Here is a 24935-nt window from a genome sequence, read left to right as displayed (position 1 = left end):
AACCCCTTTCCAAAGACTTTTATCTGATTTTTTTCCAGATAGGGCGCGTACGAATAATAAAAAAGACCTGCAAGTATACAGGTCGCGCCCTATCCGGAAAAAAATAAAAACAGAAGTTTTCGGGAGAGAGTTTGAGAGAACCCCTTTTTCAAAAGGGGTTCTCTCAATAATCAGCATAAAATTTTCTATATGAGTACCGCGGATAAAGCAGTCCTTTTTTATGTTATAGCTCAGAAGCTGTCAGCGTAATCACTGAGTTCATCAGCAAGAGCCGTTATATACTCTTTTGTGAGTACATCGCTGAAGCCACATTCTTTCAGAGCCATTTTAAATGTAAATTCACCTGAGTTGAAAGATGTTTTAGCGATCTTTTCGTATTGTTCCAGTGCCTTTTGCGGATCTTTCATTAGATCTTCAAATATGTCAAAGGCAGCAAGTGAAGATGTTGCATAGCTTATATAGTATCCCGGGCTTTCAAATAAGTGTGGGATATCACTGATATTTATATATGGATTATAGCTGTTGAACAGTTCGTCGAAAAGGTCAACTACCTCCTGTGGAGTCATATTATCCTTATCCCTTACCACAGTGTATTCAAATTCACCGAGAAGAAAACCGCATATTACCGAGTCGAGGAGATCAAGCACCTTGCTCAGCTTATTTGCATCGCTTCCGTCTCCGTAAATATCGTCATAAAACTGCAAGAACAGGAGTTCAAGTCCCTGTGACTGTATCTCTGCGATATCCATATTGTTTTTGAAGAGATATGAGGGAGTCTCATCGTAGAGACAGGCATGGAAGTGACCGAATTCATGTATGGCAGAGCCGAGTATATTCTCACTTCCCACATTTCCTATAAATATCCTTGCTCTGTTCTTTGTTGGCAGATCGTCAGTAAACGCACCTGAAAATGCATAGGCATTATTGCAGATAGTGTATAGCTTTTCATCGCAGATGATGTTCGCGCTTTTTTCTATATCAGCTGACAGGCGAGGAGCATAGGAACGTATTATCTCAAATGGATCAGAGCTGTCATCATTGAAAAATGCTGCCGACCAGTCGGGAATGTCGAAATATTTGTCCAGCAGCTTGTTGTAAACAGGGATAAGCTCTGATTTTACTGTCTTGCCCAGTTTTAATATCTCATCGCCTGTATAGTCTCTGTCATATTGCGAATAAAGCGAATCGGTATCATAATCAGTCAGAAGATCAAGGAGTATATCAGCACATTCAAGCTGCTTTTCTTTGAAAGTAAGGTCTTTATCGTTGGTGACATCGTAATAGCTGCTGATAGCCTCAGATCTTTCCTCAAAGCTTGCTTCTGATTCAAGACGTGCAGCCTCAAGATCGTATTCGCCTTCATGTTCGTTCAGATCTTCTTCGTCCACTAAGTCTTTAAAAAGGTCGCTGTATTTACTGTCGTAGCCATATACGAAACCGTAGTCGATAAGGTCTTGTGCAACAAAAGCTGCGCGGTAAAACTTGTTGTATTCGCTTTCCAGAGCCTTATCGGTATAGTTTCTGTAAAAGACTATTTCCATGTCGGTATGAGCGTCATAAATAAGATCGTACATATCAAGAAGATTTTGTATATCCTCTTTGATAACAGCTTCATCTTCTTTGTCGTCTATGTGGGAGATGAGAAGCTGAACTTCTTTCTCGATGTTTGAGATATCACATATCTCGTCATCGGGGATCTCTATATCATCGGGAATATCTTCTTCGTCAACAGCGTAGGACTGTCCTATCCTGAATTCCTCGTCCTTGTTTCGCTCTCGCTGTATCCTGGGCAAATCTGAGTTATTGTCAGAACATGAGATCATCGAAACGGAAAGGACTACTGCGGTAAGCAGTGCGGAAATGCGTGAAGGTCTCATAATTGCTCCTTTCTTGTTCAGGTACGGAGTTCTTTAACAGCCTTGGGTATATCCTGTATTTTCCTTACTATGATATCAGCTTTTGCAAGTTCTTCGTCCGAGCCGAAGCCGTATCCGCAGCCAATGGACGGCAGACCGTTCTGAGCAGCCGTTTCGATATCGTGAAAGCGGTCACCGATAACTATGAAGTCACCTTGGTGGTTAGGGGCTATTTTGCGGAATATCTCATACTTTGGTATAAAGTCAAAGGCTTCGCAGCAGTAGAAATAGTCGAAGAAACGGTCGAGCCCGAATACTCGTTTATGGCGTTCGAGGTAGTGGAAGCGGCAGTTACTGAGGAAGATAAGGGTATAGCCGCTGTTTTTTAGCTCTGTGAGCATCTCCTCAGCACCGTCGTACAGTGCGCCCTCGCCGCGGTCTACGCGCTGCGCCATATCCTGTCCAAGCATTATACGCGCTTTTTCACGTATCTCAGGGTCGAGCTCGGGGTGGAACTGTCCCCACATATCCGTTGAATTGAAGCCGAGCCAGTAGCTTATCTCCTTGTCGGAGTATTCACGGTGGGCGATATAGCCGTTATCCGAGAGCCATTTCATGGTATCGCGGAATGCGGGGGCGTATGTCAGTATCGAATTATGGATAGTGCCATCGTAATCAAAGATCAGATTAGTCATTATGCCTCGATCTCTCTGATGAGGTTTATCATCTCGATAGCACCCTCAGCGCACTCGCTGCCCTTGTTGCCAGCCTTAGAGCCTGCACGCTCGATAGCTTGCTCGATGTTCTCAGTAGTGATAACGCCGAACATTACAGGGATATCGCTCTGTAGAGAAACCTGTGCGATGCCCTTTGCAGCTTCGTTGCATACAAGGTCATAGTGTGATGTGCTTCCTCTGATGATAGCACCGAGGCATATGATAGCGTCGTATTTGCCTGATTTAGCCATTTTTGAAGCAATGAGCGGTATCTCGAATGCACCGGGTACCCATGCTATGTCTATAGCAGCTTCGTTGACATCGTGACGCTTGAGAGTGTCAACAGCTCCGCCGAGAAGCTTTGATGTGATGAACTCGTTGAAACGTGCAACAACGATACCTACTCTTATGTCCTTGGATACAAGTTTTCCTTCATATGTTTTCATAATTATAACTCCTTTATTAATAATGATCGAATTATGGAAGTATTATCTTCATTCATACTTAATATAAAACTCAGCCTTTAGCCTTTTGCCCTTAGCTATTAGCCAATGTGTCGCCTGCGGCTAATGCCTAACGGCTAACGGCTCATGGCTGATATTTTTCTTTCCTATTTCAATTAAAGCATATTTAAAGCTTATTTTTGGTGTAATTTTCTTTGAGCATCTGCTCAAGCTTTTCCTTATCACCCATAATTGTGTATTCCTTTGGCATTATAGCGTTATTGAACCAAAGTTTCAGGCTATCTCCCGATATAATGTACGTCACCTTTTTCTTGTTTCGTGCAAAGCCGAAGCTGTTTGGCTGATATACTCTCTGTGATGTGATGTAGGAGTATCTGCACACGAAAAAGTTTAGCACAAGGAGAATGGTGAGAAGTCCGCCTGCAATGGAGAGCAGCTTGTAGTTTATCTCGTTGTACTCGTCACCGAGTATCTTTGCGCCGCTCCAGTCCAGGATAAATACAACTACCCATATGAGCCAGCAGCAGAACCACCAGATACAGTTCTTTTTCAGGCGGCGTTTGATCTTTATTGCGTGCTTCTCGCTTTTTACTCTTATGCAGAATACGAAATATCCGACTACAGCAGCTACAAACACCACCGACATTATGCATAGTGCAGCTATGCAGAAGTTTTTCATGGTCATATTGCTTTCTCCTTATTTTGTCAGCGGATTTTCGTAGCCGTGCTTGCCGTACCAGTCAGCCAGCATCTTTACTGTTTTCTTCCTCTTTATGCCAAGATTGAAGCCGTTTGCGAACTTCTTATCGTTCATGAATAGATCAAGCTTTTCCATGCCGAACAGTCCCTTGCCGTATTCATAGCTCAGGCTCTGTACGGGAGTTATTCCCTTATTGGCAAAAATTGCATTTCTCATGCCCTCAGGTGAAAGACAGATTACAACGAAGGGGATAAGAAATATAGCAAGCAATACCATCAGAACGGAATGGACGGTGTTATTTATGAAGAAAAAACCGTTGACACCGAGAATAATTATGAGACCGAATGACCAGATATTGCTTATGAAAACCTTTTCCTTTGCCTTTGACCATGAAATGAAACAGCATATATCATATACAAAAGTGACTGTGCAGAGAATTATTAGAATAACTGTAAAAAATGTACTCATGAAAAAACACCTCAGTAATTAAGAATATGTCCCATCTTGTCTCTTTTTGTTTTTAGATAGAACAGGTCGTAGGCGGTAGCGTCCACCTGTATAGGGACACGCTCCTTTATTTCTAGTCCGAAGCCGCTGAGTCCGTATACTTTGTCGGGATTATTGGTCAGCAGTCTCAGTGTCTTGCAGCCTAAGTCGCGGAGTATCTGTGCGCCGATATAGTATTCGCGCATATCTCCCGGGAAGCCCAGAGCAAGGTTAGCTTCAAGGGTATCCATGCCCTTGTCCTGCAATTCGTAGGCGCGGAGCTTATTGATAAGTCCGATGCCGCGTCCTTCCTGACGCATATAGAGGAGTATTCCGCGTCCTTCTTTTTCTATCTGCGACATAGCCGCAGCGAACTGCTGCCCGCAGTCGCATTTAAGTGAGCCGAAAGCGTCACCTGTAAGGCATTCGGAGTGTACACGGCAGAGGATATCCTGTCCGTCGCCGATATCGCCCTTTACAAGTGCAACATGGTGTTCACCGTTGAGCTTGTTAACATAGCCGAGAGCACGGAATTCACCGTATTTTGTAGGCAGCTTTGTGTTTGCAACGCACTCTACCAGGTGATCGTGTACTTTTCTGTAGTCCTTGAGAGCCTGTATGGTGATGAACTTCATGCCCCATTCCTGAGCCTTTTCCTGTAGCTCGGCAGCTCTCATCATAGTGCCGTCGTCACGCATTATCTCGCAGCACAGTCCGCATTCTTCAAGACCTGCAAGGCGCATAAGGTCAACTGTAGCCTCTGTGTGTCCCTCACGTTCGAGGACACCGTTTTTCTTTGACATGAGCGGGAACATATGCCCGGGCTTGCGGAAGTCATCAGGCTTTGCATCGGGTGATACTGCCATACGTGCGGTATAGCCGCGTTCAGCAGCCGATATGCCTGTTGTGGTGTCAACGTGGTCTATTGATACCGTAAATGCTGTGCAGTGGTTATCGGTATTGTAGTCTACCATTTGGTGCAGATGCAGCTTATCGCAGAGCTGCGCACTCATAGGCATACATATAAGACCTTTTGCGTGAGCTGCCATGAAGTTTACATTCTCTGTAGTTGCGAACTGAGCAGCGCATATCATATCGCCCTCATTTTCTCTGTCCTCATCGTCAGTGACGAGGATGATCTCGCCGTTTCGGAGTGCCTCGCAGGCTTCCTCAACAGTGTTGTACTTGAACATTAAAATTACTCCTTATCAATTTTGATCTTGCCTGTTTTGACCGAGAAGCCGATATTGCAGTTTTCAACTGCGATGCTCAGGCTCTGGGAAGCATCTTTTTTGCTTTCGTCCTTGACATCGTAGTTCTTTATGCCTGTTACCTCGATATTTCCAGTATCAGCCTTGACGCTGATATCTGCCCCGTCTGAGCCGTTGAGCGGCAGACAGAAGGTTATATTTCCGGTTTCAGCCTTTATGTCGGTATTGGCTTTATAGGTAATATTGCTCATGGTGATATTGCCTGTGCCGCACTTTATCTCTGAGGCATCTGTGATCTCAATATCCGAGAATGTGATATTACCTACGCCTACATCAGCAGTAAAGCTTCCTGATATATTTTCGAAATCCACATCTCCCGTACCGCAGACAGCCTTGTAATCGGTAACGTATGATGGAACAGTTACATAAGCATCATAAACGATATAGCAGTCGGGATAGTTTTTACTGAACCATGTGTCTATATCTTCACCTGTGTTTGCCTCAACAAGCGTCATTATCTGCTCATTGTCCTTTATCTCGGACTTGATGTCGATGTGAGTGTTTATCTCGTCCAAGATCTCCTGAGTATCGCCATATATATTATAGATGACAGAGTAACCCGACTTGTTGTCGCCTGAGTGCTCGATAACTATCTTGCCGTTTGGAATCTCTACCGTTGCAGTTGATACTTCCTCAGGAGTATCAAACAAATAGTTGTTCATGTATCTGGTGTTTATTTTATATTTGCTTTCGAGGTCTTCTGTATCTAAAGTAACTTCGGCGGGAGCAGTGCCCGAGCTTTCGTTTTTCTTGTCGGCACAGCCTGTAAGCACAGCCGAAAGGATAAGTGACGATGCCAACAATGCTTTAATTGCTTTCATAGCTGATTTCTCCTTTAATATCCGTTTTTCATAAGAAATTCCATGGTGATGCCGCCTGTTTTGGGAGATTCCGCAGGCTTCATCAGTTTTTCCACATACTTGCCTATGATATCGTTTTCAAGATTAACGATATCGCCCACCTTTCTGCTTCCGAGAATGGTCTGAGCGGCAGTATGAGGTATAATGGATACGCTGAAGGACGTTTCCGTCACTTTAGCGACCGTAAGGCTTATGCCGTCAATGGCGATAGAGCCTTTTTCAATGATATAATGCAGCAGCTCGGGTGCTACCGAGACAGTATACCATACGGCGATACCGTCATTCTTTATGTCGGTGACAGTACCTGTGCCGTCTATATGTCCCGATACTATGTGTCCGCCGAAGCGTCCGTTTGCTGCCATAGCACGTTCGAGATTGACAGGACTGCCCGATGTGAGCTTGCCAAGTGATGAACGGCTGAGTGTCTCGTTCATAACGTCTGCGCGAAAGACTCCGCCGCCGAAATGCGTAACTGTCAGGCATACACCGTTAACTGCGATACTGTCGCCGATATGGACATCTTCAAGGACTTTCTTTGCCTGTATCTCAATGAACGATGAACTGCCTGACTGCTTTACGGAGCTTACAGTGCCGATCTCCTCAATTATTCCCGTAAACATTCTTCAACCTGCTTTCTATGAGGATATCATCGCCTATTCTGACGATGTTGCCCTTTTCGAGCATTATGGCAGCTGAGGGGAAGGGGACTCCTTCGCCGCCTACAGGTGACTTGCCATTGCCGCCGAATATCTTAGGAGCAATATATGCCTGTATCTTGCTGACTATGCCATTGCTGAGGGCAGACCAGTTAAGCTCTCCGCCGCCTTCAAGGAGGATACTGTCTATCTTTTCGCTGCCGAGTATCTTCATAAGCTCTTTAAGGTCGACTCTGCCTTCTACAGGTGACGTCTTTATAACGCGGCAGCCTGCTTCTCTGAACTTTTCCGCGCTTGCTTCATCGTCCGAAACGGTAGCGATGATAGTGGGGACTTCCTTTGCAGTCCTTACTATATTACATTCATAGGGAGTCCTGAGAGCAGAGTCACAGATTATACGTACAGGGTTCCTGCTGTTTTCAAGTCGGCAGGTGAGCATAGGATCATCGGCAAGAACAGTTCCGACACCTACCATGATAGCACTGTGTCTGAGCCTTTCCAACTGTACCTGTTCACGGGCGGCTTCTCCTGTTATCCATTTGGACTGTCCTGTATAGCATGCTATCTTTCCGTCAAGTGTCATGGCGTATTTAAGAGTAACGAAAGGCAGACCTGTTGTGATATAGTGAAAGAATATCTCATTGAGCGCATCGCATTCGTCTTTGAGTATTCCCTCGGTAACATCAATGCCGTGCTCGCGGAGTATCTGAGTGCCCTTGCCTGCAACAAGAGGATTTGGATCAGATGAGCCAACGAATACGCGCTTTATGCCGTGAGCTATTACCGCATCGGTACAGGGCGGCTGCTTGCCGTGATGACAGCAGGGCTCGAGAGTGACATACATATCAGCTCCAGTGCAGTCTATACCGTTTTCATCGCAGTATGCAAATGCAGAGCGTTCTGCGTGGAGATCGCCGTATTTTTTGTGATAGCCGCTTCCTATTATCTCGCCGTCGCGGACTATGACAGCTCCTACCATTGGATTTGGAGATGTGAAGCCCATGCCTTTTTGCGCAAGTTCAAGGGCTTCAAGCATAAATTCTTCGTGAGTCATGTTATTTACCTTTTGAGTTTATTCTTCATTATTGTTGCTTCTGAAATTATTATTTCCGAAATACCTCATGTAGAAGTACATCACCATATATACCATTATAAATATTGGTATGGTTATGAGGATAAGTCTTGTGAAGTCGATACTGCCTTTTGAATAATACGAATATCCGCATCTGACAATAAGTGTTAAGAGGAAGCAGGACAGAATGTGTATAGGTAGTCGAAGCTTTGTTTTGAGTTTCAGGAGCGTAAACGATAACCCGTAGAGTATTGAAGCTCCGAACCATATAAGGACTGAGACCATAGTATCGTTAAGTCCTTTGTCGATTATGAGCATAGGAACAAAAATGACCGTTCCGAGACCAATGGAAAGGAATACGTTATGCAGGATATTCTTCACAGTAAAGCCCCCTTATATTTAAAAATAGAAAAAGCCCCGTAACTCGGGGCGTAAATACTTATTACTGCGCTTGTGCGCGGTCTATCTTCTTTCATCCGGACTTTACCGTCGGCTTCGGAATCTCACCGAATCAACCCATAAGGCTCGCAGGCTATACTGCCGGTCAGGAATTACACCTAACCCCGAAGATCAATTTATAGTTAAGAGTTAAGAGTTGAGAATTGAGAGTTAATGTGTCTGCTGCGCAGACTTATTTAAATAGCATCGCCGTTAGGCGATAAAATAACTGTCAACTCTAAACTGCCAACTCTCAACTGTTATTATATCACTATGTTATACATTTGTCAATATGCTATTGACTAAAAACACTTTTTGGGGTATAATAATTATATTACATCATAAGGAGTGTTTTTTAATGAGCGAATGTACACACGACTGCTCAAGCTGCGGAAGCGATTGCAGCAGTAGACAGGAGCCTCAGAGCTTTCTCGAAGAACCTAATAAAATGAGCAATATCGGCAAGGTCATCGGAGTTGTCAGCGGTAAGGGCGGTGTCGGCAAGACTCTCGTTTCTTCTCTTCTTGCAGTATCTATGCAGAGACTCGGCAAGAATGTTGGAATCATGGACGCTGATATCACAGGACCTTCTATACCAAAGGCTTTTGGTATACATCAGAAGGCTGATGCATGTGAATTCGGTATTATCCCTGCTAAGACAAAAATGGGACTTGACATCATGTCTATAAATCTTCTTCTCGAAAACGAGTCCGACCCTGTAGTTTGGAGAGGACCTGTTATTGCAGGAGTTGTAAAGCAGTTCTGGACAGACGTTATCTGGAAGGACATCGACTGCCTCGTAGTTGATATGCCTCCGGGAACAGGTGATGTTCCGCTTACTGTTTTCCAGTCTCTTCCTGTTGACGGCATCGTTATCGTTACATCTCCTCAGGAGCTTGTATCAATGATAGTTGAAAAGGCTGTAAAAATGGCTAAGCTCATGAATATACCAATACTCGGTATCATCGAGAATATGAGCTATTTTGAATGTCCTGACTGCGGCAAGCGTCACAGCATATATGGTGAGAGCCATATCGAGGAGATAGCTGCACAGTACGATATACCTGTACTTGCAAAGCTTCCTATCGACCCACAGCTTGCAAAGCTCTGCGATCAGGGTACTATAGAGCTCTTCGAGGGCGAGTGGCTTACAGAAGCTGCCGAGAAGATAGTTTCAATGGAAAAGTGATTAGTTTATAGTGCTTAGTGCATAGTTTTTAGTAAGGGCGGAGATTATCCGCCCTTTTGCTATGTTTAGGGGAAGCACACTGGGCGTCCGCAAACATACAACATTAATCAAGGAGCGGACGACCAATGGTCGTCCCTACAAATTCTAATCACTATGCACTAATCACAAATAACTCGTGAAATCATGTAAGAAAAAAGGGCGCACACTGTGCGCCCCTACAATTATGAATTATCTATATTTATAGACTGTTGCTGCCTCGAAGCCGTCAAGGAGAGTTGTCATTCTTCCGAATGCCATGCCTGTTCCCTTTGCAACGCAGTTTATTGAGTCCTTGGCGATATTGCAGCTTATACCCAGTGTACGCTTGATGAGCTGAGTAAGTCCACCTAAAAGTGCGCCGCCGCCTGTGAGAAGGAGTCCGTTATCGTAGATATCTCCTACAAGCTCAGGTGGAGCATCTTCAAGCACCTTTCGGATAGCTTCCATGATAGTGAATGTGTCGTCCTCGATAGCTTCAAACAGCTCTGTTTCACTGAGAAGCACCTGTGCAGGCAGACCCTTGAGGAGGCTTCTGCCTTTGACGATATATGTCATCTCATCGCTTGGGTCGTAGAGGTTGCAGAGTTCTATCTTTACCTTTTCGGCAGTTCTCTCACCGATAAGGAGCTTGTACTTGTTCTGCATATACTTGATGATAGAGCGGTCGATAGCGTTGCCTGCCACCTTTACGGTATGTGAAGTGACTACGCCGTTCATAGAAACGATAGCCACATCTGTAGTACCGCCGCCGATATCGACTATCATGTGTCCCTTAGCCTTTGTGATATTTACTCCTGCACCTATCATAGCCGCAATTGGCTCCTGTATAAGATATACCTGTCTTGAACCCGCGCTCTTTGCAGCTTCTACAACTGCACGGCTCTCGATATCAGTGATGAAAGAGGGGATACATATAACGATACGTGGCTTTACAAGCTGCTTGCCTGTAACTTTAAGTATGAACTCACGTATCATGCTGTGAGTAAGGTCATCGTCTGAGATAACACCTTCGCTTATAGGACGCTTAACAGCGATATAATCGGGATTTCTGCCTATCATCTCGTAGGCTTCCTTGCCGACAGCCAGAACTCTTTCAGTCCTTGTATTGTAAGCGATAACGGAGGGTTCGCTGAGAACTACTCCCTTATTGCCCATTGTCATAACGATATTGGAAGTACCGAGGTCGATACCGATATCAGTGTTTGCCATTTTTCTCTTCCTTTCTTACTGCTCAAAGGGGGAAGGTGACTTCTTTGTCCCTGCAAGCATATGGCGCAGGCAGGTATACCGCCTTGTGCGCTTGTTGTTGTCTACCATTTTATATATATTCTCCTCACTGCCTATGACTATGAGGAGCTTTTTTGCTCTTGTAACGGCTGTGTACAGCAGATTTCTGTAGCACAGCTTGTCAAATCCGCCCATTATGGGGAGTATGACCGCTTCAAATTCGCAGCCCTGACTTTTGTGTACTGTAACTGCGTAGGCAAGGTCTACCTGTGAAAGCAGGTCAAATGTATATGTAGCCTTTCTGCCGTCAAAGTCTATGACAGCAAGTGAGCTTCGGTTGTCTATGCTTATGATGCGCCCGATATCACCGTTGAATATGCCTGCGCCCTGTTCGCCTTCCTTTGACCATGTGATGTCGTAGTTGTTCCGTGTCTGCATTACCTTGTCACCCTCACGGTAGGTGTAGACGTAGCCTTTTTTCTCCTGCTTGTTTTTTGCAGGGGGATTTATCTGATCCTGCAAAAGCTTGTTAAGCTCCACAGTACCAGTAACGCCTTTGCGTGAAGGCGTGAGTATCTGTATATCCTCAGTTGGGGAGTACTTATAGGCTTTGGGCAGTCTTGTCTTTACAAGGTCAACTATGAGCTGGAGTGCCTGCTGATAGTCGGTGCGCTTGAAGAAGAAAAAGTCCGAGTCCTTTCGCGTAAGGTCTGGATATTCTCCTGCAACTATCTTATGTGCATTGGTAACTATACAGCTTTTCTGAGCCTGTCGGAATATCTCTTTCAGCTCAGTAACAGGAACTATACCGCTGTCGATTATATCGCCGAGAAGATTTCCTGCGCCAACTGACGGTAGCTGATCGCTGTCGCCCACCATTATAAGTCGGCAACCCAGTCTTACTGCGCGGAGGAGCTTCTCAAAGAGCACAACGTCCACCATTGACATCTCGTCAATAACAAGCACATCGCAGTCAAGGGGATTGTTCTCGTTATGGGCAAAGGTGAGCCTGTCGCCCGAGTCGTAGACTACTTCGAGGAGACGGTGTATGGTCTTTGCCTCACAGCCTGCCAAGTCGGACATACGCTTTGCAGCTCGTCCTGTAGGAGCAGCAAGGAGTACCTTCATACCTCGTTTCTCAAATATGGATATTATAGCGTTGAGGGTAGTGGTCTTACCTGTACCCGGACCGCCTGTAAGCACCATAAGTCCACATGATACCGCAGTCGTTATAGCCTGACGCTGGAGCTTTTCATATTTGATGTTATGCTCCTCTTCCTCGATATCAATGAGGGTATCATAGTTGAAATCCTCGGGTGAGGAGAAGTCTTTGAGAATGTGTATCCTGTCGGCAATGAAGCTTTCAGCATAGTAATAATCGGGGAGATAGACGAATTCTATCTCATTTTTTATGTATTCAAACAGCTCGTCATCATCGAGAGCTGCGTTGTAAGCTGTGTAAAAGTCACTTTCGGACACTCCGAGAGTGGACTGTGTTTTCTGTGCAAGGACTTCAAGAGGAAGGCAGGTGTGACCTATGCCGCCGTTAGCGCGGAGTATATATTGTATGCCTGCAATAATGCGCTTGTTGTCATTTCGCGGTATATGCAGGTCGTGAGCGATAGTGTCGGCACTGTTGAAGTCGAGCTCGATGTAGTCAGTGCAGAGCAGGTAAGGGTTGAGCCTGAGAAGTGTCATCGCGTCCGAGCCGTATTTCCTGTAGGCATTCATTGCATATCTTGACCTGACCTCATACTGTGACAGGAATGACATGAGATTGCGCAGGCAGAAGAGCTTCTGTGCCTCTGCGGCTATCTCGTCGCACTTCTTTGGTGATATGCCTTTTATCTCCGCAAGTCTGAAGGGGGAATTTTCCATTATATCAAGTGTGCGGTCGCCGAATACTTCCACTATTTTCTTTGCAAGTCCCGGACCTATGCCCTTGACAGCTCCCGAAGCAAGATATTTCTCAATATTCACAACAGTTGCAGGGAGTTTTCTCTCGCAGTAAACTGCGCTGAACTGAGTGCCGAAGCGTGGGTGAGTGATGTAGTTGCCTTCGAGGATAAGTCCTTCGCCCTCTTCAATGTCGCCAAGCTCTCCCACAACTGTGATAAGCTCGCCGCCTGCATCGAGGTCAAGGACGATATAGCCGTTATTCTCATTTTTATAAAGGACATTTTCGACTGTGCCCTCAATGTGAAGGACCTCATGCTCCACGTTTTTCACCTCTGCACATAAAAATACATTTTATATTATAACATAAAAGCAGAAAAATAGCAACAGGCGCGGAGAAAAATTTGCCTGATATTTGAGTGTAGCGCGGAAAAGGCAGCGGGGGCTCCCCGCTTATATCACATAATTCAGAAAATAGCAACAGACGCGGAGAAAAAAAGATGCCTATTTTTTATACGGCTTTTTTAGATATGGTTCAATATCATCGGGTGATATAAGCTTTGCGGAGTGGTAGCGGTCACAGAACTCGTTGCAAAGCTGCAATTGCTCGGCACTTCCGCAATAGTCTATGAGCAGGATAGTATCAGCTATGAGACTTCCGTCCTCGATTATGGTGGAAAGGTAGTCAAGCCGTTCAGAAAGCTCGCTATCTTGAGAAAAAATAGGCAGTACAGTGCAAAGGGGATAGCTTTTGCCTCTGTGTTTTGAGCATATAAAAAGGCATATGAGTTCGGCTGCGGCTATAACAGCAACAACTATTATAGCGATCATCTCGGGTGTTTTCATTTCAACCACTCCTTTCCTGTTATTATATGCACAAAGCAGGTGAGTGGTTACGAAAAGGGAGCTTATAAAGGTTTTCGTATCAAAAAGTAATTGCCGCATTTAATGAAGCCGAGTTTTTCGGCTGTTCTTGCTGAACCGAGGTTTGAACGCTGACAAGTCCATGCAGGACGCTTTTCGTGGAGCATCTCCCTTATGGCAGCAGCTGCGGCGATAAAAGCCATTCCGCGGCGGCGATAGGCTTCAGCAGTCTCGATACCGATGTCACATTCCAAGCTGCTTGAAGCAGCCGAAAATGCCCACGACGCAGGCTCGTTTCCGTGCATAATGCATATGCCCCTGCCGCTTTTGCTGTATTCAGCGTAGTCTTTCCAGTAAAACGAGGGTACGACTCTTCCCGTGAGCCTGTTGAAGAGCTTCTCATCTATACTGTGCAGGGAATAACCGTCAGGGATATCAAAATCGGGAGCTTTGTCATGGGGATAGCAGTATTCATCTCGTGGGATAAGCTCCACTCCGCCATATTGCAGGAGTTTATCTGCCAGTGTATTGTCCTGACATAGAAACTTAAATTGCTCGGATATTATGAGCTCATGTATCTCGCGGATATCGTTTTCATCGGGAGTTCCGTAAATAAAAGTAAAATTGCCCCTGTGACGTATGAGTACAACGCTTTCGCTTTTGTTTGTGTATATGCAGCCGCTCTGTCTGCCCTCCGTCACTGCCATTGGATAGACTCTGCAAAAAGGTGAGTCCTGGGCAAGTGTTAAAAATCGGCTGTATTCTGAAACAGGTATTTCTTTCATGTTATCACCTCTGAGATAATTAAAAGCTCCCGTTTCGGGAGCTTTGAGTTATATGAGTTTGTTCACGTACGGTATGAATTTCAGCCCCTTTGTTATCAGATAAGAGATAACGAGGGTGAGCAGGCAAATACCAATAGTAGATATCGTACCGCCGTGTTCAAATGGATTGAACTTCATAACTAAGAATATATATCTGAGTACTGCCATGTGCAGAAGATAGATGCCGAATGAGCAGTTATCAAGCTCTGCGGCGATCTTATCAATAACAGGCACGGGCTGATTTTTCGTCTTTCTGAGAAATCCGAATAAAGCTACAGCTGCTGCAACATACAGTGGGAAGGAGTAAACTCCGAGAAGATTTATCATCTTGCCGCTTGTTTCGGGTGCAGCCTCTGAATTATTGTAAGCGTGTACAGTAAGCATTGCGATTATGCCGAGACAAATCACAAGCATGAGTCCGCTTGCTCTTTTCGGGAGCTTTATTATTCCCGTATGAAGAGCGTGACCTAAGAAGAAGTAAAGCGGATAAACGGTATATACACATATGTAAAACGGCAGCTTTTTACCTGCGATTGTTTCTATAAACGGTATTAACGAAGCAAATATCGTATAGATGAGCAGGATATATTTAAGCTGTGCTGCTGTGGCATTTCCACTGATCATCTTGTATATTGGCAGCATAAGATACAGTGCGAAGAGTAAATAGATGTACCACATATGCATCCAGCCGCTGCCGAAGAAGATAGCGTCGATCGAATCAGTGAACATTTTGCCCACGCCGCATTTTTTTATAAATACACCGTCGAATACTGCGAACAGTATCGAAAATACTACCAGTGCAACTGCCATTCGCAGTATGTATTTACCGAAGAGCTTTTTCATCGAGAGCACACGTTTGCTGTCCAGCAGAAGTGCTCCCGAAGCCATTACAAAGCAGGGGACAGCCCACATCATACAGTTTCTCACAGTCATCATAGCTCCCTGAGAACTTATATCAGAGGAATACATATTTGCTGCAAGGAATGTGTGGAGAACAGTTACTGCAATACAGGCTAAAGCTTTAAGACGGCTCAGATATAGTATTCTGTTATTCATATATTATCAGTTGTTTGTTACGAAACCACTTCCGCAGCCTGCGTCGGGATTTGTAGCGAAGCCGCTTCCACAGCCTGCATCGGGATTTGTAGCGAAGCCGCTGCCGCAGCCTGCATCAGGATTTGTAGCGAAGCCGCTTCCACAGCCTGCATCGGGATTTGTTGCGAAGCCGCTGCCGCAGCCTGCATCAGGATTTGTTGCAAAGCCGCTTCCACAGCCAGTGTCGGGATTTGTTGCAAAGCCACTTCCGCAGCCTGTATCGGGAGTCTGTGTAGCAGGAGCCTGCTGCTGAGCAGGTGCATATGTTGTTTCTTCAACGTATGATGCGTCTATGTTATTGTTTGCATCAGGATCGAGCTCGTGGATAGCTTCTGTAGACTCAGGAAGAATAGCAGCCATTTCCTCTGCCTTCTTTGTATCTACTTTTTCCTTTGTGCTCTTTGAAGTGTACTTGATAAATGCTATGCCGTCCTCAAAGCGGATCTCAGCGAGCTTGTCGATGTCATCGAATGGGAAGTTATGAAGAACAGCTTCTGTCTTGTCAGCGAACTCTATCTTTACAGAGTACTGGAGAGTAGCGATCTTATCGGACTCACCGTATGTTATGTCACTTACCTTCTTAGGCACATAGTAAAGTGTGCGTTTTTCGTCCTTTGCGAAAGAGTCCTTTTCTTCAAGCATATTCTCAGGATACTCTTCCTCTGTTTCAGCCTTTACTGTGAAGCTTACGATCTCCTTGTCTGTCTTGTTTTCAAGGTCAGCGACCAATACATCTGAACCCTCTGCCTTTTTACCGATAAGCTTGTATTCCTCAGCAACTGTAGTTGCCTCTGTAGTTGGCTCTGCAGTAGTTGTCACCGATGTAGTAGCCTCAGGTATATTTGCAGATTGTGTAACACTTCCGCAGCCTGTGAGCACAAGTGCAGAAATGAAAGCGATTATTGCTATTTTCTTTCTCATAATATTATCTCCTTTTACTTGATCTCGCCTAATTTCTGTAATGGCCATTCGGTATGACCGTAAGTAAGGGCGAAACCGTTTTTACCTGTCTCTAATGTATAATCAGGATCATATACGTAAGTTGCTCCGTTTTCGATTATCTCTACCCAGCCGTGAGGTCCGTATCCGCCTAATTTAAGCGGTACCTGACCGTTTATGAGATGTGCGTCATAACCGAGGAGTTTTGCCATTTCGCAGAACATAGCAGCAAGAACATAGCAGTTGCCCTTTGCTACAGCGTTTGCATTTCCGTTTCGTGAGTTAAATCCGTAATCGGCTGCCTTCTGTAATGTGAGCTTGCTTGCGTCCTTCTCCCACTCTACATATACAGCTGTTATACCCTTGTTCGAGCAGTCAATGAAAGCGTCTTTCAGAGTCTTTATGTTCATCTGCTCCATTCTTGCCTTGGCAAGAGGATAAGCGCAGGTAGTAGTTGTAGTCGTAGTGGCTGTTGTTGTCGTAGTTGTAGTTACTGTCCACTGTGCCTTTGAAGCGTAATAATCCTTCTTCGGCACTACGACCTGAGCAAGAACAGCTGCTGCAAAGCTTACAGTTGAGTTTGCATTGTATTCAGTAGCCGAAACTGTTACAGTACCCTTTGAGTACTTGACTGAGTCAACTCTGAGATCGGGAACAGCTATAGTTTCAGGTGCTGTGCTTGAAAGCTTTGTAACGTATCCCATATTAACATAACCTGATATACCCTTATATGTAACATGACCGAAGTTTCCGTCGGCTGTTCCGTTTGCATAAGTTATATTGAACTTTTCACCGGGAGATATGGTTGCGAGTATAGCAGAAGCCGCACTGTGTTCTTTTCTGACATTAAGTCCCTGATCTACTGTAGGACCTGTTGTATAGAGACCTGCATATGAATTGCTGCAGCCGCAGCTGAGCTTTGTTAATGTACCGTTCTTTGTGTACTTGGCAGGATCAAAGTAAGCAGGCTTTACAAGGAGAACAGAGTCCTTGAAGAAGTCGTCATTGTACTTCGCTGTGTACTTATTTACTAATTCTTCCGAGAAATAAGGTGAGAGAGCTGTTTTGAGTTCAGCTGTTGATTTCACCACAGTACCTCCAGCCTGAATATCAAGCTTTTTAAGAGTATCTGTGATACCGTCATTTATCCTTTCGGTAACGGACTTGAAACTAAGTGTTCTGTCAGTTGTGAGGATACGCTTCCTGAGTGCGGTTACATCGTAAACATCAACGACCTGATCGAGGTTGATGTCAGCGACCTTGAACTGCTCCTCTGTGATGTCGTGCTTGCCGAGCACATATCCCTGTAAAATGTCGAGGTCGGCGGAAGTGATAGAACCGTCCCCGTTGATGTCACCGCTGACAGCTGCATATACGGTTGCAGGGAATATTGATGTAGCTGCCATAGCAGCTGAGAGAACAAAACTCAACAGCTTTTTGTTATTCATAAATATCTTCCTTTCATGGGTTGTTTTGCGTTCTATATTAACATAACGAAAAGTTTTTCAGAAATGTGACAAAAAAACGAAAAAAGATTTTTACCATTTTGAACAAATTTTGGTATTATGTTTGATATAAAGGCTTTTTTCGCTCTGTCACGCGAAAAAATCATGCATAAAAGGTCAGTATAGTGAAGAAATTTCCAGTGAAAGTGAATCGTCATGCATAGATACGTAACTGTCATCTTCCTGTCTGAATACAGCTTCGTCACCGTGGCTTATGAGCTCAAATGAGCCATGAGGGAATGAAGAGCTGCTGTTTTTGATGAAAAACAGATAAGTATCTCCCACGTACTCTTTTCCTGCGCAGCCGCCGCCGTCATATATGGAATAATTCTCGGCATCGGGAAGGAGAACATATCTGTGATGCTTTATATATTCTTCTCCGTTGATATATCCGCCGCTTACGAAAAGAGTTATTCTGTCATCAGGTGTAAGACTTCCTTTAAATACCTCTGTGATAGTGATATTTTCGGCAGTATAAGCTTCGCCGTCAATAGAAGTATACACTATTTTGTTGACTTTTGCAAGTACAACTGCATTTGATTCACTGAACATATCGCGTATTTTTTCGTCAACAGGAGTATAAGAGTTTCCGCCTTTTTCTTCTCCGTCTCTGCCAACGCCGTTGCCTGATGAAAGAGCTTCAACAGGCAGTATTTCATCACGGACATCATATTTTACATCAATGTCAACGGTCATATCTTTTCCAGTTGCTCCCGATTCGACCTCACCTGCACTCGCTTTTGATGATGTGGTAACAGTTGTTGTCTGAGACTGAGGAGCAGGCTTTGTAGTAGTTAGATGATGCTGGGATTCGCGTGTTGTAGTAATTCTTACGCTTGGAGTTTTTGTTGTCCTTGCAGGTTTTTGTGTATGCTCTGTCGGTTCGGGCTCATTATTTTCAGAATCGTCTGCTTCTGTTGTGACAGTTGAGTTATCGTCATCTGTCTTTGCAGGATCGGTGGAAACTGCCTTGGAAGCAGTTGTGGTCTTGCTTTTATCCTTGCCCACAGCAGTTGTTGTGACAGCTGACGAATTGTCAGCAGTAGTCTGTACAGAAGCCTCTATGGAAGTTGCAGCCGTTGTAGTTTCGATAGTGTTATTATCGTTGAACATATCCGGATCGGGCTTAGGTATGCGTGTTATTGCGGCAATTACCAGTGTAAGCATTGCGGCAGAAGCCACAGTACGCATAATGAGAGGGAATATGGGCTTCTTTATCTTTTCGGGTTTGCGCTTTCTGTATTCGTCTGAAAACTGTTTTTTTCTGTCAGGATCGGGTATGTCGAAAGCTTCGAGCAGTTTTTTCTTTTCTTTATCTGTCATTTAAGCTCCTCCTTTCCCATATACTCGTGCAGCGTACCGAGGATACGATTTATCCTGCGGTTAAGTGCGAAACGCGAGATATTATACAGCTTAGCCATTACGTTTACGGGTACTTCATTTATATATTTAAGAAGTATCAGTTCTCTGTCGTCCTCTGAAAGCTGTGTGAGAGCGTTTTTGAGTTCGAGGTCAGAGAGTACGTTCTCCTCGATATTTTCCGATGAAGCTTCTGTATCTGTCAGTTCATCGGTCTTATGCTTTCTGAATTCATCAGTGCAAAGGTTGCCTGCGATAGTGTAGAGGAGTTGTAATGTCTTGTCGATATTGCTGTATTGAGGGTGTTCAAGGTAACGGAGGAATGTCTCCTGAGTAATATCCTCAGCAGTCTCTTTATGCTTTACTTTAAGGTAACAGTAGCGGTATATTTTATCGTATTGTTCATCAATATCAAATGCCAAAGAGACACCTCCTCCATAGTCTTAATTTTATACATTATTACATTATAACACATAATAATAAATAAAGCAACCAAGGAGAGAATTTTTTTGAAATTTCGTAATTAGGAATTATTTTGTCCGCCTATACGGACGAATATATAGTGTTAATGCCGGTTAACCAGCGGCAATACTGCTTAATAAGCAGTTGTGCAGTCTTAAAAACAGGGGAACTTTGAAAAAAGTCCCCCTTCTGATTATCCCCCTTACAGGATATGTTTTATTAAAGCTGCAAAGTGCAGTTACAGCTTATGAGAGTGAATTGAGTACGCCGATGAAAACAGGGATTGATGTCTGTGTATCTATGATACAATAAACAAAAGGTCTGTCAAGGATAACTTCCTTTTTGATCTTAGGCTCTATGGATACTGCATTGTCCTGCATAGCCACAAGGGTCGCAGCAGCAGCCTTTGTGCCGTTTTCGTCAAGGTCTATGAATGTCTTGTGGATTACATAGCCTATGCAGATAGGGTGTACGTCTGCAATAGCAGACATATTTGTAAAATCAGCAGTTTCATCACCCCTGTTGAAAGCAGTTGGCATACCCATGTTTATCAGATAGTCTGAAATATCTTCTCCGTATTCGCATTTGAACTTAGGTAGTTTTACCTGAGCTTTTTCGTAATTATCCTTGTAGCTGCCGAGGATATTGCTGAGCTTTTCGGGAGTAAGGTCTGCCACATACTGTTCAACGGAAGTGCCTTCTTTGGGGAGAAGAGCTGCAAAGGCATATTTTCCGCCGCTGTAGTATTTCAGCATACCGTCGGTATCTTCGTCGCCGATATAGACTTCATCGCTGCAAAGCATTTTAGCCTCCTGCTCTGTGCCGTTGGCAGCAGTGAATTTATCGTCTTTGATCTGATATTTTTCGTATTGCTCCATCCATTCTGCCTCGAAAGCAACAGCGTTAACAAGGTACATAACATCGTCATCGCTGATTTGATTGAGGATACTCGGTATCATCTTGTGAGTCTTTTCGTTTACCCAGCCGTTTACGTCATCAAGAGTTGTATCATCGAAAGGTGCTACGTAGTACTCACTATCGTAGTAGTCAACGCATTTCTGGATAAACTCGGGGCGTGCCTGTATACGATAAGGATTGTTGATAGCCCAGATAGAATTAGCTGTACTCATTGACCACTTGTTATATTCTGATTCTTTGGGGTTAATAGTTCTTTTGCGCTGAGCAAGCAGGTATTGGTCAAGTTCCTCTATGGACATTCCGTTGCCGAGGACTTGTTCCATTTCTTCAAGAGTCTTGCCGTTAGCACCGTTGGCTGTCATTGCCAGAGCCTGCATTATGGAATAAGGAGAGATCATACTGTTTTCGCCCTGTTTTGTAGTGGCTTTCAGCATATCTACAGTGAATTTCATCTGACTTTCGATGAATTTTTCGTCAGCGTCTTTACCTTCTACAGCGGACTTGTTTATGCCTGCACAGAGATTTCTTGAATTTGGAGCATAACTCGGCACGGGGACACTGCCGATACACTCGATAAGCATTTTTCTCATTGCACTAAGGTCGAATATATCAAGTTCGCCGTCCTCGTTTACATCGGCATTGCTGATGTTTTTGAGTTCACCGCTGCCTTTGAGCCAACGCTGATACATTACCATGTCAGCAAGATTGAAGGAAGTGTCACCGTTTACATCGCCTTTTATCGGCTCTTCAAGTGCGCTGACAGTTCCTGCGATACCTGCTGGAATTGCAATACAAGCAGCCATAACTGCTGAAATGAGCTTTATGAATTTCATATAAAAACCTCCTCTTATTTACTTTAGCGAAATCATTCACTTTTCATATACATTAACGTAAAAGAAGGGGAGATGTGCGGCTTTGAATGTAAACATTCTGTGAACATAACTTGTTTGACAAAAATTCCTGCTCATGGTATAATTTATATACTATTTAAGTTCGTTTTTATCATAAAGGAGAAAAACTATGAAAAAGGTCGTTTCATTATTATTATCACTTGCAATGATAACGGTTTTAGCATCATGTTCAGACGAAAAAGGCAAAAACAGTACTGAAAATGCTGAAACAACACAGGCTGCTGAAACAACAACGACTGCTGCTGAGGTTACAACAGAAAAAAGCAGTGATGCGCAGTTAAAATATGAAAAGTATGCTTCCATGACTCCCGAGGAGATAGTTGCACAGCTCACTCTTGAGCAGAAAGCAGCTCAAATGGTTCAGCCTGCTATATATATGGTCGCAGATGAGCCCGAAGCTATTATGAAAGAGGAGGATTTCGGCAGCGTTCTCGGTGAGCTTTCGGGTATGGAATTCACTTGTCAGGAGTGGCAGGAGATGACGAATGAGCTCCAGAAAGGTGCTATAAATTCAGAAGCAGGTATACCTTTCATATACGGAATGGATCACGCTCACGGCGTGAATTATTGCCTTGACTCTGTAATATTCCCACATAATATCGGTATCGGAGCAGCCAACGATGAGGAACTCACATATAAAATGGGACAGATAGTTGCTGATGAAGCAAAAATATGTCATATCCCGTGGAATTTCTTCCCTGTGGTCACCCCCTCTGTTGATCCTCGCTGGGGACGTACATACGAGTGCTACAGCTCTGATCTTGATATCATATCAAAGCTCGGTTCTTCGTACATAAAGGGCTATATCGACGGCGGCGGAATTACCTGTGCAAAGCACTTCTTTGCAGAGGGAAGTGCCGCATACGGTACAGGTGAGGACTCAATGAACGGTGAACAGTTCGTTGACAGACTTATCGACCGCGGCGAGGCTACACTTTCAGATGATGAGATAGACAAGCTTCTGAAAGTATATCAGGATATGATAGACGCAGGTACACAGACTATAATGATAAGCCATGCTTCACTTAACGGTGTCAAGATGCACGAGAACAAGAAGTACATAATGATGCTCAAGGAAGAAATGGGCTTTGAGGGCTTTATCGTCAGCGACTGGGAGTCTATCCAGAATATACCTGACAAGTCATATGAGGAGCAGGTCATAGCTGCTATAAATGCAGGTATAGATATGCTCATGGAGCCAAACAAGTTTGACGAAGCAAGAGATGTTATCATCGACGCTGTTAAAAACGGTGATATAACCGAGGAGCGTGTAAACGATGCAGTTACACGTATAATCAAGGTAAAGAAGGACTACGGTTATTTTGATGATCCGTTGTTTGAGAAGTCTGCCACAAAGCAGAAGGAAACAGGCTCAAAGGAATACAGAGAGGTGGCTGAAAAGCTTGTTGAGGAGAGTCTTGTGCTGCTGAAAAATGAGAATAGTGTCCTTCCTATAAAGAGCGGTTCATCTGTATATGTTATAGGTCCTGCTTCCGACGATGCAAGCGCACAGTGCGGCGGCTGGACTCTTGACTGGGCTGAGAGCTACACAAAGGATATCCCGGGAGCAACTACCATACTTGAAGGCTTCAAGGAAGTTGCCGAGGAGTACGGTATTACCGTTATAACAAATCCAAAGGAAGCCGAGAAAGCAGATGTTGTTGTAAACGTTGTGGGTGAACAGGTCTACTCCGAGTGGAACGGCGATACAGAGGATATGGAGCTTTGCGGCAAGCTTGGACTTGAAAAGAATCGTATGGCTATTGACGAAGCAAAAAAGCTCGGAAAACCAACTGTTACCTGTATCGTTGCAGGCAGACAGGTGATACTCGACAAGGCTGACCTTGACAGCTGGGACAGCGTGGTAATGTGCTATCTCCCGGGCTCTGAGGGCAAGGGTGTAGCAGATGTGCTCTGCGGCGGAAGCAAGTTCACAGGAAAGCTTCCGAGCCCGTGGTATGAGTCTGTTGACCAGATAGGTACGGATAAATGCTGGTTAGAAAAAGGCTTCGGACTTGAATACTGATAATGCCTCCATTTAACCGTGGAACTTATATAGAATTTTTTTACATGAGCTATTTAGGGAAACTTTTGAAGAAGTATTTCTCTGGATTCTTTTAAGACCGTTATTTAATTTTTTCTTTAACAGAGCCATATAAAAAGAGCTGCCCCTTTGTAGATACTTACAAAGGGGCTCTGTTATAGAAAAAATCAGCTAAAAGTCTTTGGAAAGGGGTTCGGGGAAGAACCATTCTTCAGAAAGGTTTTCCCCGATAATTTCATATTAAATTTCTATATTAAGTGTCATAGTTAGGTGGCTATACACCGCGTTCTAATTCGACTGTTTTTCTGCGCCAGTCATTAGTGGCTGTTTCGTAAGCCTTATCGAAATATGAGTTGGCGTCTTCGTGCCTGCCCATTTTTTTCAGGCAGCGGGCTTTATCGAGGAAAACGCCGAAGGAAAGCTGCTCGTCTTTGGTATATTTGTCCAGAAGCTTTAAGGCATTTTCGTATTGCTCGTGTATCATTAGCGATTCAAAATAAGCCGTATCCATAAAATAATCCGTGATCTCGTTCATGCCGCGGTATTTTGCGAAATATCGCTCACTGTTCCTGAGCTGATCCTCCAGCATTTTTTTGTCATTGCGTCCTGCATAGAGCTGCACCCAGAGTACGCAAAGCATTACGATATTGTGCTGTGCAGGCAGAGACTCGGGATTTTTAGCCTGTAACTGCATGAAGTCAATGTCGGCTATCTCAAGTTTTTCCTCAGCTTTGTCGAATTGTCTCAGAGACATATATGCTTCCGCAAGAAACATGGCATACTGATTGGTATAGGCGGTATATTTCCGCGGTTCTGCACGACAGAATGTGAGCTGCTCTTCCATTTTTGAGATAACGTCGTCAGAGTATCCGCAATCGGCTATCTTTTGCAGTATCTTACGGAAAACGCTGTACTGCTTATTCAGCCGAGGAAGAATAATGAGCCGCGCTATAAGGTTGGCTATCACAGAGCCAACTGCAGCAAACACCACGCGAAAGGCTATAGTATTGGATCTCTGTCCGCTGATGATATCAATAAGAGATGTCAGCGAAAAGATGATAATGAACATAATTGCCCATCGCATGAATAATGAAGTGAAAATAAGTATATACTTATTAGTTTTTGGAGAAGGTTCTTTCATATT

General features: G+C 44.2%; 23 protein-coding genes and 1 riboswitch. Of the genes, 2 read left to right on the top strand and 21 right to left on the bottom strand.

Annotation, left to right across the window (positions count from 1 at the left end; all coding sequences use genetic code 11):
* Nucleotides 1–230: 230 nt before the first annotated feature.
* The 10 genes from QZZ41_RS13130 to QZZ41_RS13085 all read right to left on the bottom strand — a co-directional run bounded on the left by QZZ41_RS13130 (nucleotide 231) and on the right by QZZ41_RS13085 (nucleotide 8462).
* Nucleotides 231–1877 carry a hypothetical protein gene (locus QZZ41_RS13130; protein WP_295073006.1) on the bottom strand — a complete coding sequence of 549 codons (1647 nt, stop codon included), beginning with the start codon at nucleotides 1875–1877 and terminating at the stop codon, nucleotides 231–233.
* A gap of 17 nt (nucleotides 1878–1894) precedes the next feature.
* Nucleotides 1895–2551 carry an HAD family hydrolase gene (locus QZZ41_RS13125; protein ID WP_295073002.1) on the bottom strand — a complete coding sequence of 219 codons (657 nt, stop codon included), beginning with the start codon at nucleotides 2549–2551 and terminating at the stop codon, nucleotides 1895–1897.
* Nucleotides 2551–3018, bottom strand: coding sequence for a 6,7-dimethyl-8-ribityllumazine synthase (ribE, locus tag QZZ41_RS13120; protein WP_074718532.1), 468 nt, complete (start codon nucleotides 3016–3018; stop codon nucleotides 2551–2553). The genes QZZ41_RS13125 and ribE (QZZ41_RS13120) overlap by 1 nt, the downstream gene beginning before the upstream one ends.
* Before the next feature lie 184 nt (nucleotides 3019–3202).
* Nucleotides 3203–3721, bottom strand: a complete 519-nt coding sequence (locus tag QZZ41_RS13115; protein ID WP_295072998.1) for a hypothetical protein — start codon at nucleotides 3719–3721, stop codon at nucleotides 3203–3205.
* A 12-nt stretch (nucleotides 3722–3733) separates the two neighbouring features.
* Nucleotides 3734–4204 carry a hypothetical protein gene (locus QZZ41_RS13110; protein ID WP_295072995.1) on the bottom strand — a complete coding sequence of 157 codons (471 nt, stop codon included), beginning with the start codon at nucleotides 4202–4204 and terminating at the stop codon, nucleotides 3734–3736.
* A gap of 11 nt (nucleotides 4205–4215) precedes the next feature.
* Nucleotides 4216–5415 (bottom strand): bifunctional 3,4-dihydroxy-2-butanone-4-phosphate synthase/GTP cyclohydrolase II, encoded by a 1200-nt coding sequence (locus QZZ41_RS13105; RefSeq protein WP_295072992.1) that lies wholly within the window; start codon nucleotides 5413–5415, stop codon nucleotides 4216–4218.
* Nucleotides 5416–5420: 5 nt separating this feature from the next.
* Nucleotides 5421–6314 (bottom strand): hypothetical protein, encoded by an 894-nt coding sequence (locus QZZ41_RS13100; protein ID WP_295072989.1) that lies wholly within the window; start codon nucleotides 6312–6314, stop codon nucleotides 5421–5423.
* Between the two features lie 14 nt (nucleotides 6315–6328).
* Nucleotides 6329–6973 carry a riboflavin synthase gene (ribE, locus tag QZZ41_RS13095; RefSeq protein WP_295072986.1) on the bottom strand — a complete coding sequence of 215 codons (645 nt, stop codon included), beginning with the start codon at nucleotides 6971–6973 and terminating at the stop codon, nucleotides 6329–6331.
* Entirely contained in the window at nucleotides 6954–8063 is a 1110-nt protein-coding gene (ribD, locus tag QZZ41_RS13090) for a bifunctional diaminohydroxyphosphoribosylaminopyrimidine deaminase/5-amino-6-(5-phosphoribosylamino)uracil reductase RibD (protein ID WP_295072984.1), read from the bottom strand. The genes ribE (QZZ41_RS13095) and ribD overlap by 20 nt, the downstream gene beginning before the upstream one ends.
* An 18-nt stretch (nucleotides 8064–8081) precedes the next feature.
* A complete protein-coding gene (locus QZZ41_RS13085; protein WP_295072982.1) occupies nucleotides 8082–8462 on the bottom strand; it encodes a hypothetical protein in 381 nt (126 codons plus the stop codon).
* Nucleotides 8463–8541: 79 nt separating this feature from the next.
* Nucleotides 8542–8656: riboswitch (FMN riboswitch) on the bottom strand.
* Nucleotides 8657–8877: 221 nt separating this feature from the next.
* On the opposite strand from QZZ41_RS13085, the gene QZZ41_RS13080 reads away from it, so the two are divergent.
* Nucleotides 8878–9708 (top strand): Mrp/NBP35 family ATP-binding protein, encoded by an 831-nt coding sequence (locus tag QZZ41_RS13080; protein ID WP_295072980.1) that lies wholly within the window; start codon nucleotides 8878–8880, stop codon nucleotides 9706–9708.
* A 228-nt stretch (nucleotides 9709–9936) separates the two neighbouring features.
* Here QZZ41_RS13080 and QZZ41_RS13075 read toward each other — a convergent pair whose 3' ends face one another.
* The 10 genes from QZZ41_RS13075 to QZZ41_RS13030 all read right to left on the bottom strand — a co-directional run bounded on the left by QZZ41_RS13075 (nucleotide 9937) and on the right by QZZ41_RS13030 (nucleotide 21669).
* Complete coding sequence (locus QZZ41_RS13075; protein ID WP_028516432.1) at nucleotides 9937–10956, bottom strand: rod shape-determining protein; 1020 nt, start codon at nucleotides 10954–10956, stop codon at nucleotides 9937–9939.
* A gap of 15 nt (nucleotides 10957–10971) precedes the next feature.
* Nucleotides 10972–13194 carry an ATP-dependent RecD-like DNA helicase gene (locus tag QZZ41_RS13070; RefSeq protein ID WP_295072975.1) on the bottom strand — a complete coding sequence of 741 codons (2223 nt, stop codon included), beginning with the start codon at nucleotides 13192–13194 and terminating at the stop codon, nucleotides 10972–10974.
* 180 nt (nucleotides 13195–13374) lie between these two features.
* Entirely contained in the window at nucleotides 13375–13716 is a 342-nt protein-coding gene (locus QZZ41_RS13065) for a hypothetical protein (RefSeq protein ID WP_295066649.1), read from the bottom strand.
* 62 nt (nucleotides 13717–13778) lie between these two features.
* The gene (locus tag QZZ41_RS13060) at nucleotides 13779–14519 is read right to left on the bottom strand and encodes a GNAT family N-acetyltransferase (protein WP_295066647.1); all 741 of its coding nucleotides are present in this window, start codon (nucleotides 14517–14519) and stop codon (nucleotides 13779–13781) included.
* A 48-nt stretch (nucleotides 14520–14567) separates the two neighbouring features.
* Entirely contained in the window at nucleotides 14568–15614 is a 1047-nt protein-coding gene (locus QZZ41_RS13055) for an acyltransferase (RefSeq protein WP_295072973.1), read from the bottom strand.
* A gap of 6 nt (nucleotides 15615–15620) precedes the next feature.
* The gene (locus QZZ41_RS13050) at nucleotides 15621–16574 is read right to left on the bottom strand and encodes a hypothetical protein (protein WP_295072970.1); all 954 of its coding nucleotides are present in this window, start codon (nucleotides 16572–16574) and stop codon (nucleotides 15621–15623) included.
* A gap of 14 nt (nucleotides 16575–16588) precedes the next feature.
* The gene (locus QZZ41_RS13045) at nucleotides 16589–18040 is read right to left on the bottom strand and encodes a dockerin type I domain-containing protein (protein ID WP_295072967.1); all 1452 of its coding nucleotides are present in this window, start codon (nucleotides 18038–18040) and stop codon (nucleotides 16589–16591) included.
* 174 nt (nucleotides 18041–18214) lie between these two features.
* Nucleotides 18215–19420, bottom strand: coding sequence for a hypothetical protein (locus tag QZZ41_RS13040; RefSeq protein WP_295072964.1), 1206 nt, complete (start codon nucleotides 19418–19420; stop codon nucleotides 18215–18217).
* Entirely contained in the window at nucleotides 19417–19878 is a 462-nt protein-coding gene (locus QZZ41_RS13035) for a sigma-70 family RNA polymerase sigma factor (protein ID WP_295072961.1), read from the bottom strand. Before QZZ41_RS13035 ends, QZZ41_RS13040 begins: the two co-directional genes overlap by 4 nt.
* Nucleotides 19879–20163: 285 nt before the next feature.
* The gene (locus QZZ41_RS13030; protein WP_295072958.1) at nucleotides 20164–21669 is read right to left on the bottom strand and encodes a serpin family protein; all 1506 of its coding nucleotides are present in this window, start codon (nucleotides 21667–21669) and stop codon (nucleotides 20164–20166) included.
* 187 nt (nucleotides 21670–21856) lie between these two features.
* Here QZZ41_RS13030 and QZZ41_RS13025 point away from each other — a divergent pair, with 187 nt between their 5' ends.
* On the top strand, nucleotides 21857–23773 hold the full coding sequence (locus QZZ41_RS13025) for a glycoside hydrolase family 3 protein (RefSeq protein WP_295072955.1): 1917 nt from the start codon (nucleotides 21857–21859) through the stop codon (nucleotides 23771–23773).
* A gap of 292 nt (nucleotides 23774–24065) precedes the next feature.
* Here QZZ41_RS13025 and QZZ41_RS13020 read toward each other — a convergent pair whose 3' ends face one another.
* On the bottom strand, nucleotides 24066–24860 hold the full coding sequence (locus QZZ41_RS13020) for a hypothetical protein (RefSeq protein WP_295072952.1): 795 nt from the start codon (nucleotides 24858–24860) through the stop codon (nucleotides 24066–24068).
* Between the last annotated feature and the right edge of the window lie 75 nt (nucleotides 24861–24935).

This window comes from Ruminococcus sp. (assembly GCF_016283395.1).
Note: the sequence above shows the minus strand (reverse complement) of the source record. Positions and strands in the feature narration are given on the sequence as shown.

Excerpts from the sequence above, each read along its gene's own strand:
- QZZ41_RS13130 (WP_295073006.1), bottom strand. The coding sequence starts at position 1,877 with ATGAGACCTTCACGCATTTCCGCACTGCTTACCGCAGTAGTCCTTTCC.
- QZZ41_RS13125 (WP_295073002.1), bottom strand. The coding sequence starts at position 2,551 with ATGACTAATCTGATCTTTGATTACGATGGCACTATCCATAATTCGATA.
- ribE (WP_074718532.1), bottom strand. The coding sequence starts at position 3,018 with ATGAAAACATATGAAGGAAAACTTGTATCCAAGGACATAAGAGTAGGT.
- QZZ41_RS13115 (WP_295072998.1), bottom strand. The coding sequence starts at position 3,721 with ATGACCATGAAAAACTTCTGCATAGCTGCACTATGCATAATGTCGGTG.
- QZZ41_RS13110 (WP_295072995.1), bottom strand. The coding sequence starts at position 4,204 with ATGAGTACATTTTTTACAGTTATTCTAATAATTCTCTGCACAGTCACT.
- QZZ41_RS13105 (WP_295072992.1), bottom strand. The coding sequence starts at position 5,415 with ATGTTCAAGTACAACACTGTTGAGGAAGCCTGCGAGGCACTCCGAAAC.
- QZZ41_RS13100 (WP_295072989.1), bottom strand. The coding sequence starts at position 6,314 with ATGAAAGCAATTAAAGCATTGTTGGCATCGTCACTTATCCTTTCGGCT.
- ribE (WP_295072986.1), bottom strand. The coding sequence starts at position 6,973 with ATGTTTACGGGAATAATTGAGGAGATCGGCACTGTAAGCTCCGTAAAG.
- ribD (WP_295072984.1), bottom strand. The coding sequence starts at position 8,063 with ATGACTCACGAAGAATTTATGCTTGAAGCCCTTGAACTTGCGCAAAAA.
- QZZ41_RS13080 (WP_295072980.1), top strand. The coding sequence starts at position 8,878 with ATGAGCGAATGTACACACGACTGCTCAAGCTGCGGAAGCGATTGCAGC.
- QZZ41_RS13075 (WP_028516432.1), bottom strand. The coding sequence starts at position 10,956 with ATGGCAAACACTGATATCGGTATCGACCTCGGTACTTCCAATATCGTT.
- QZZ41_RS13065 (WP_295066649.1), bottom strand. The coding sequence starts at position 13,716 with ATGAAAACACCCGAGATGATCGCTATAATAGTTGTTGCTGTTATAGCC.
- QZZ41_RS13060 (WP_295066647.1), bottom strand. The coding sequence starts at position 14,519 with ATGAAAGAAATACCTGTTTCAGAATACAGCCGATTTTTAACACTTGCC.
- QZZ41_RS13055 (WP_295072973.1), bottom strand. The coding sequence starts at position 15,614 with ATGAATAACAGAATACTATATCTGAGCCGTCTTAAAGCTTTAGCCTGT.
- QZZ41_RS13050 (WP_295072970.1), bottom strand. The coding sequence starts at position 16,574 with ATGAGAAAGAAAATAGCAATAATCGCTTTCATTTCTGCACTTGTGCTC.
- QZZ41_RS13045 (WP_295072967.1), bottom strand. The coding sequence starts at position 18,040 with ATGAATAACAAAAAGCTGTTGAGTTTTGTTCTCTCAGCTGCTATGGCA.
- QZZ41_RS13040 (WP_295072964.1), bottom strand. The coding sequence starts at position 19,420 with ATGACAGATAAAGAAAAGAAAAAACTGCTCGAAGCTTTCGACATACCC.
- QZZ41_RS13030 (WP_295072958.1), bottom strand. The coding sequence starts at position 21,669 with ATGAAATTCATAAAGCTCATTTCAGCAGTTATGGCTGCTTGTATTGCA.
- QZZ41_RS13025 (WP_295072955.1), top strand. The coding sequence starts at position 21,857 with ATGAAAAAGGTCGTTTCATTATTATTATCACTTGCAATGATAACGGTT.
- QZZ41_RS13020 (WP_295072952.1), bottom strand. The coding sequence starts at position 24,860 with ATGTTCATTATCATCTTTTCGCTGACATCTCTTATTGATATCATCAGC.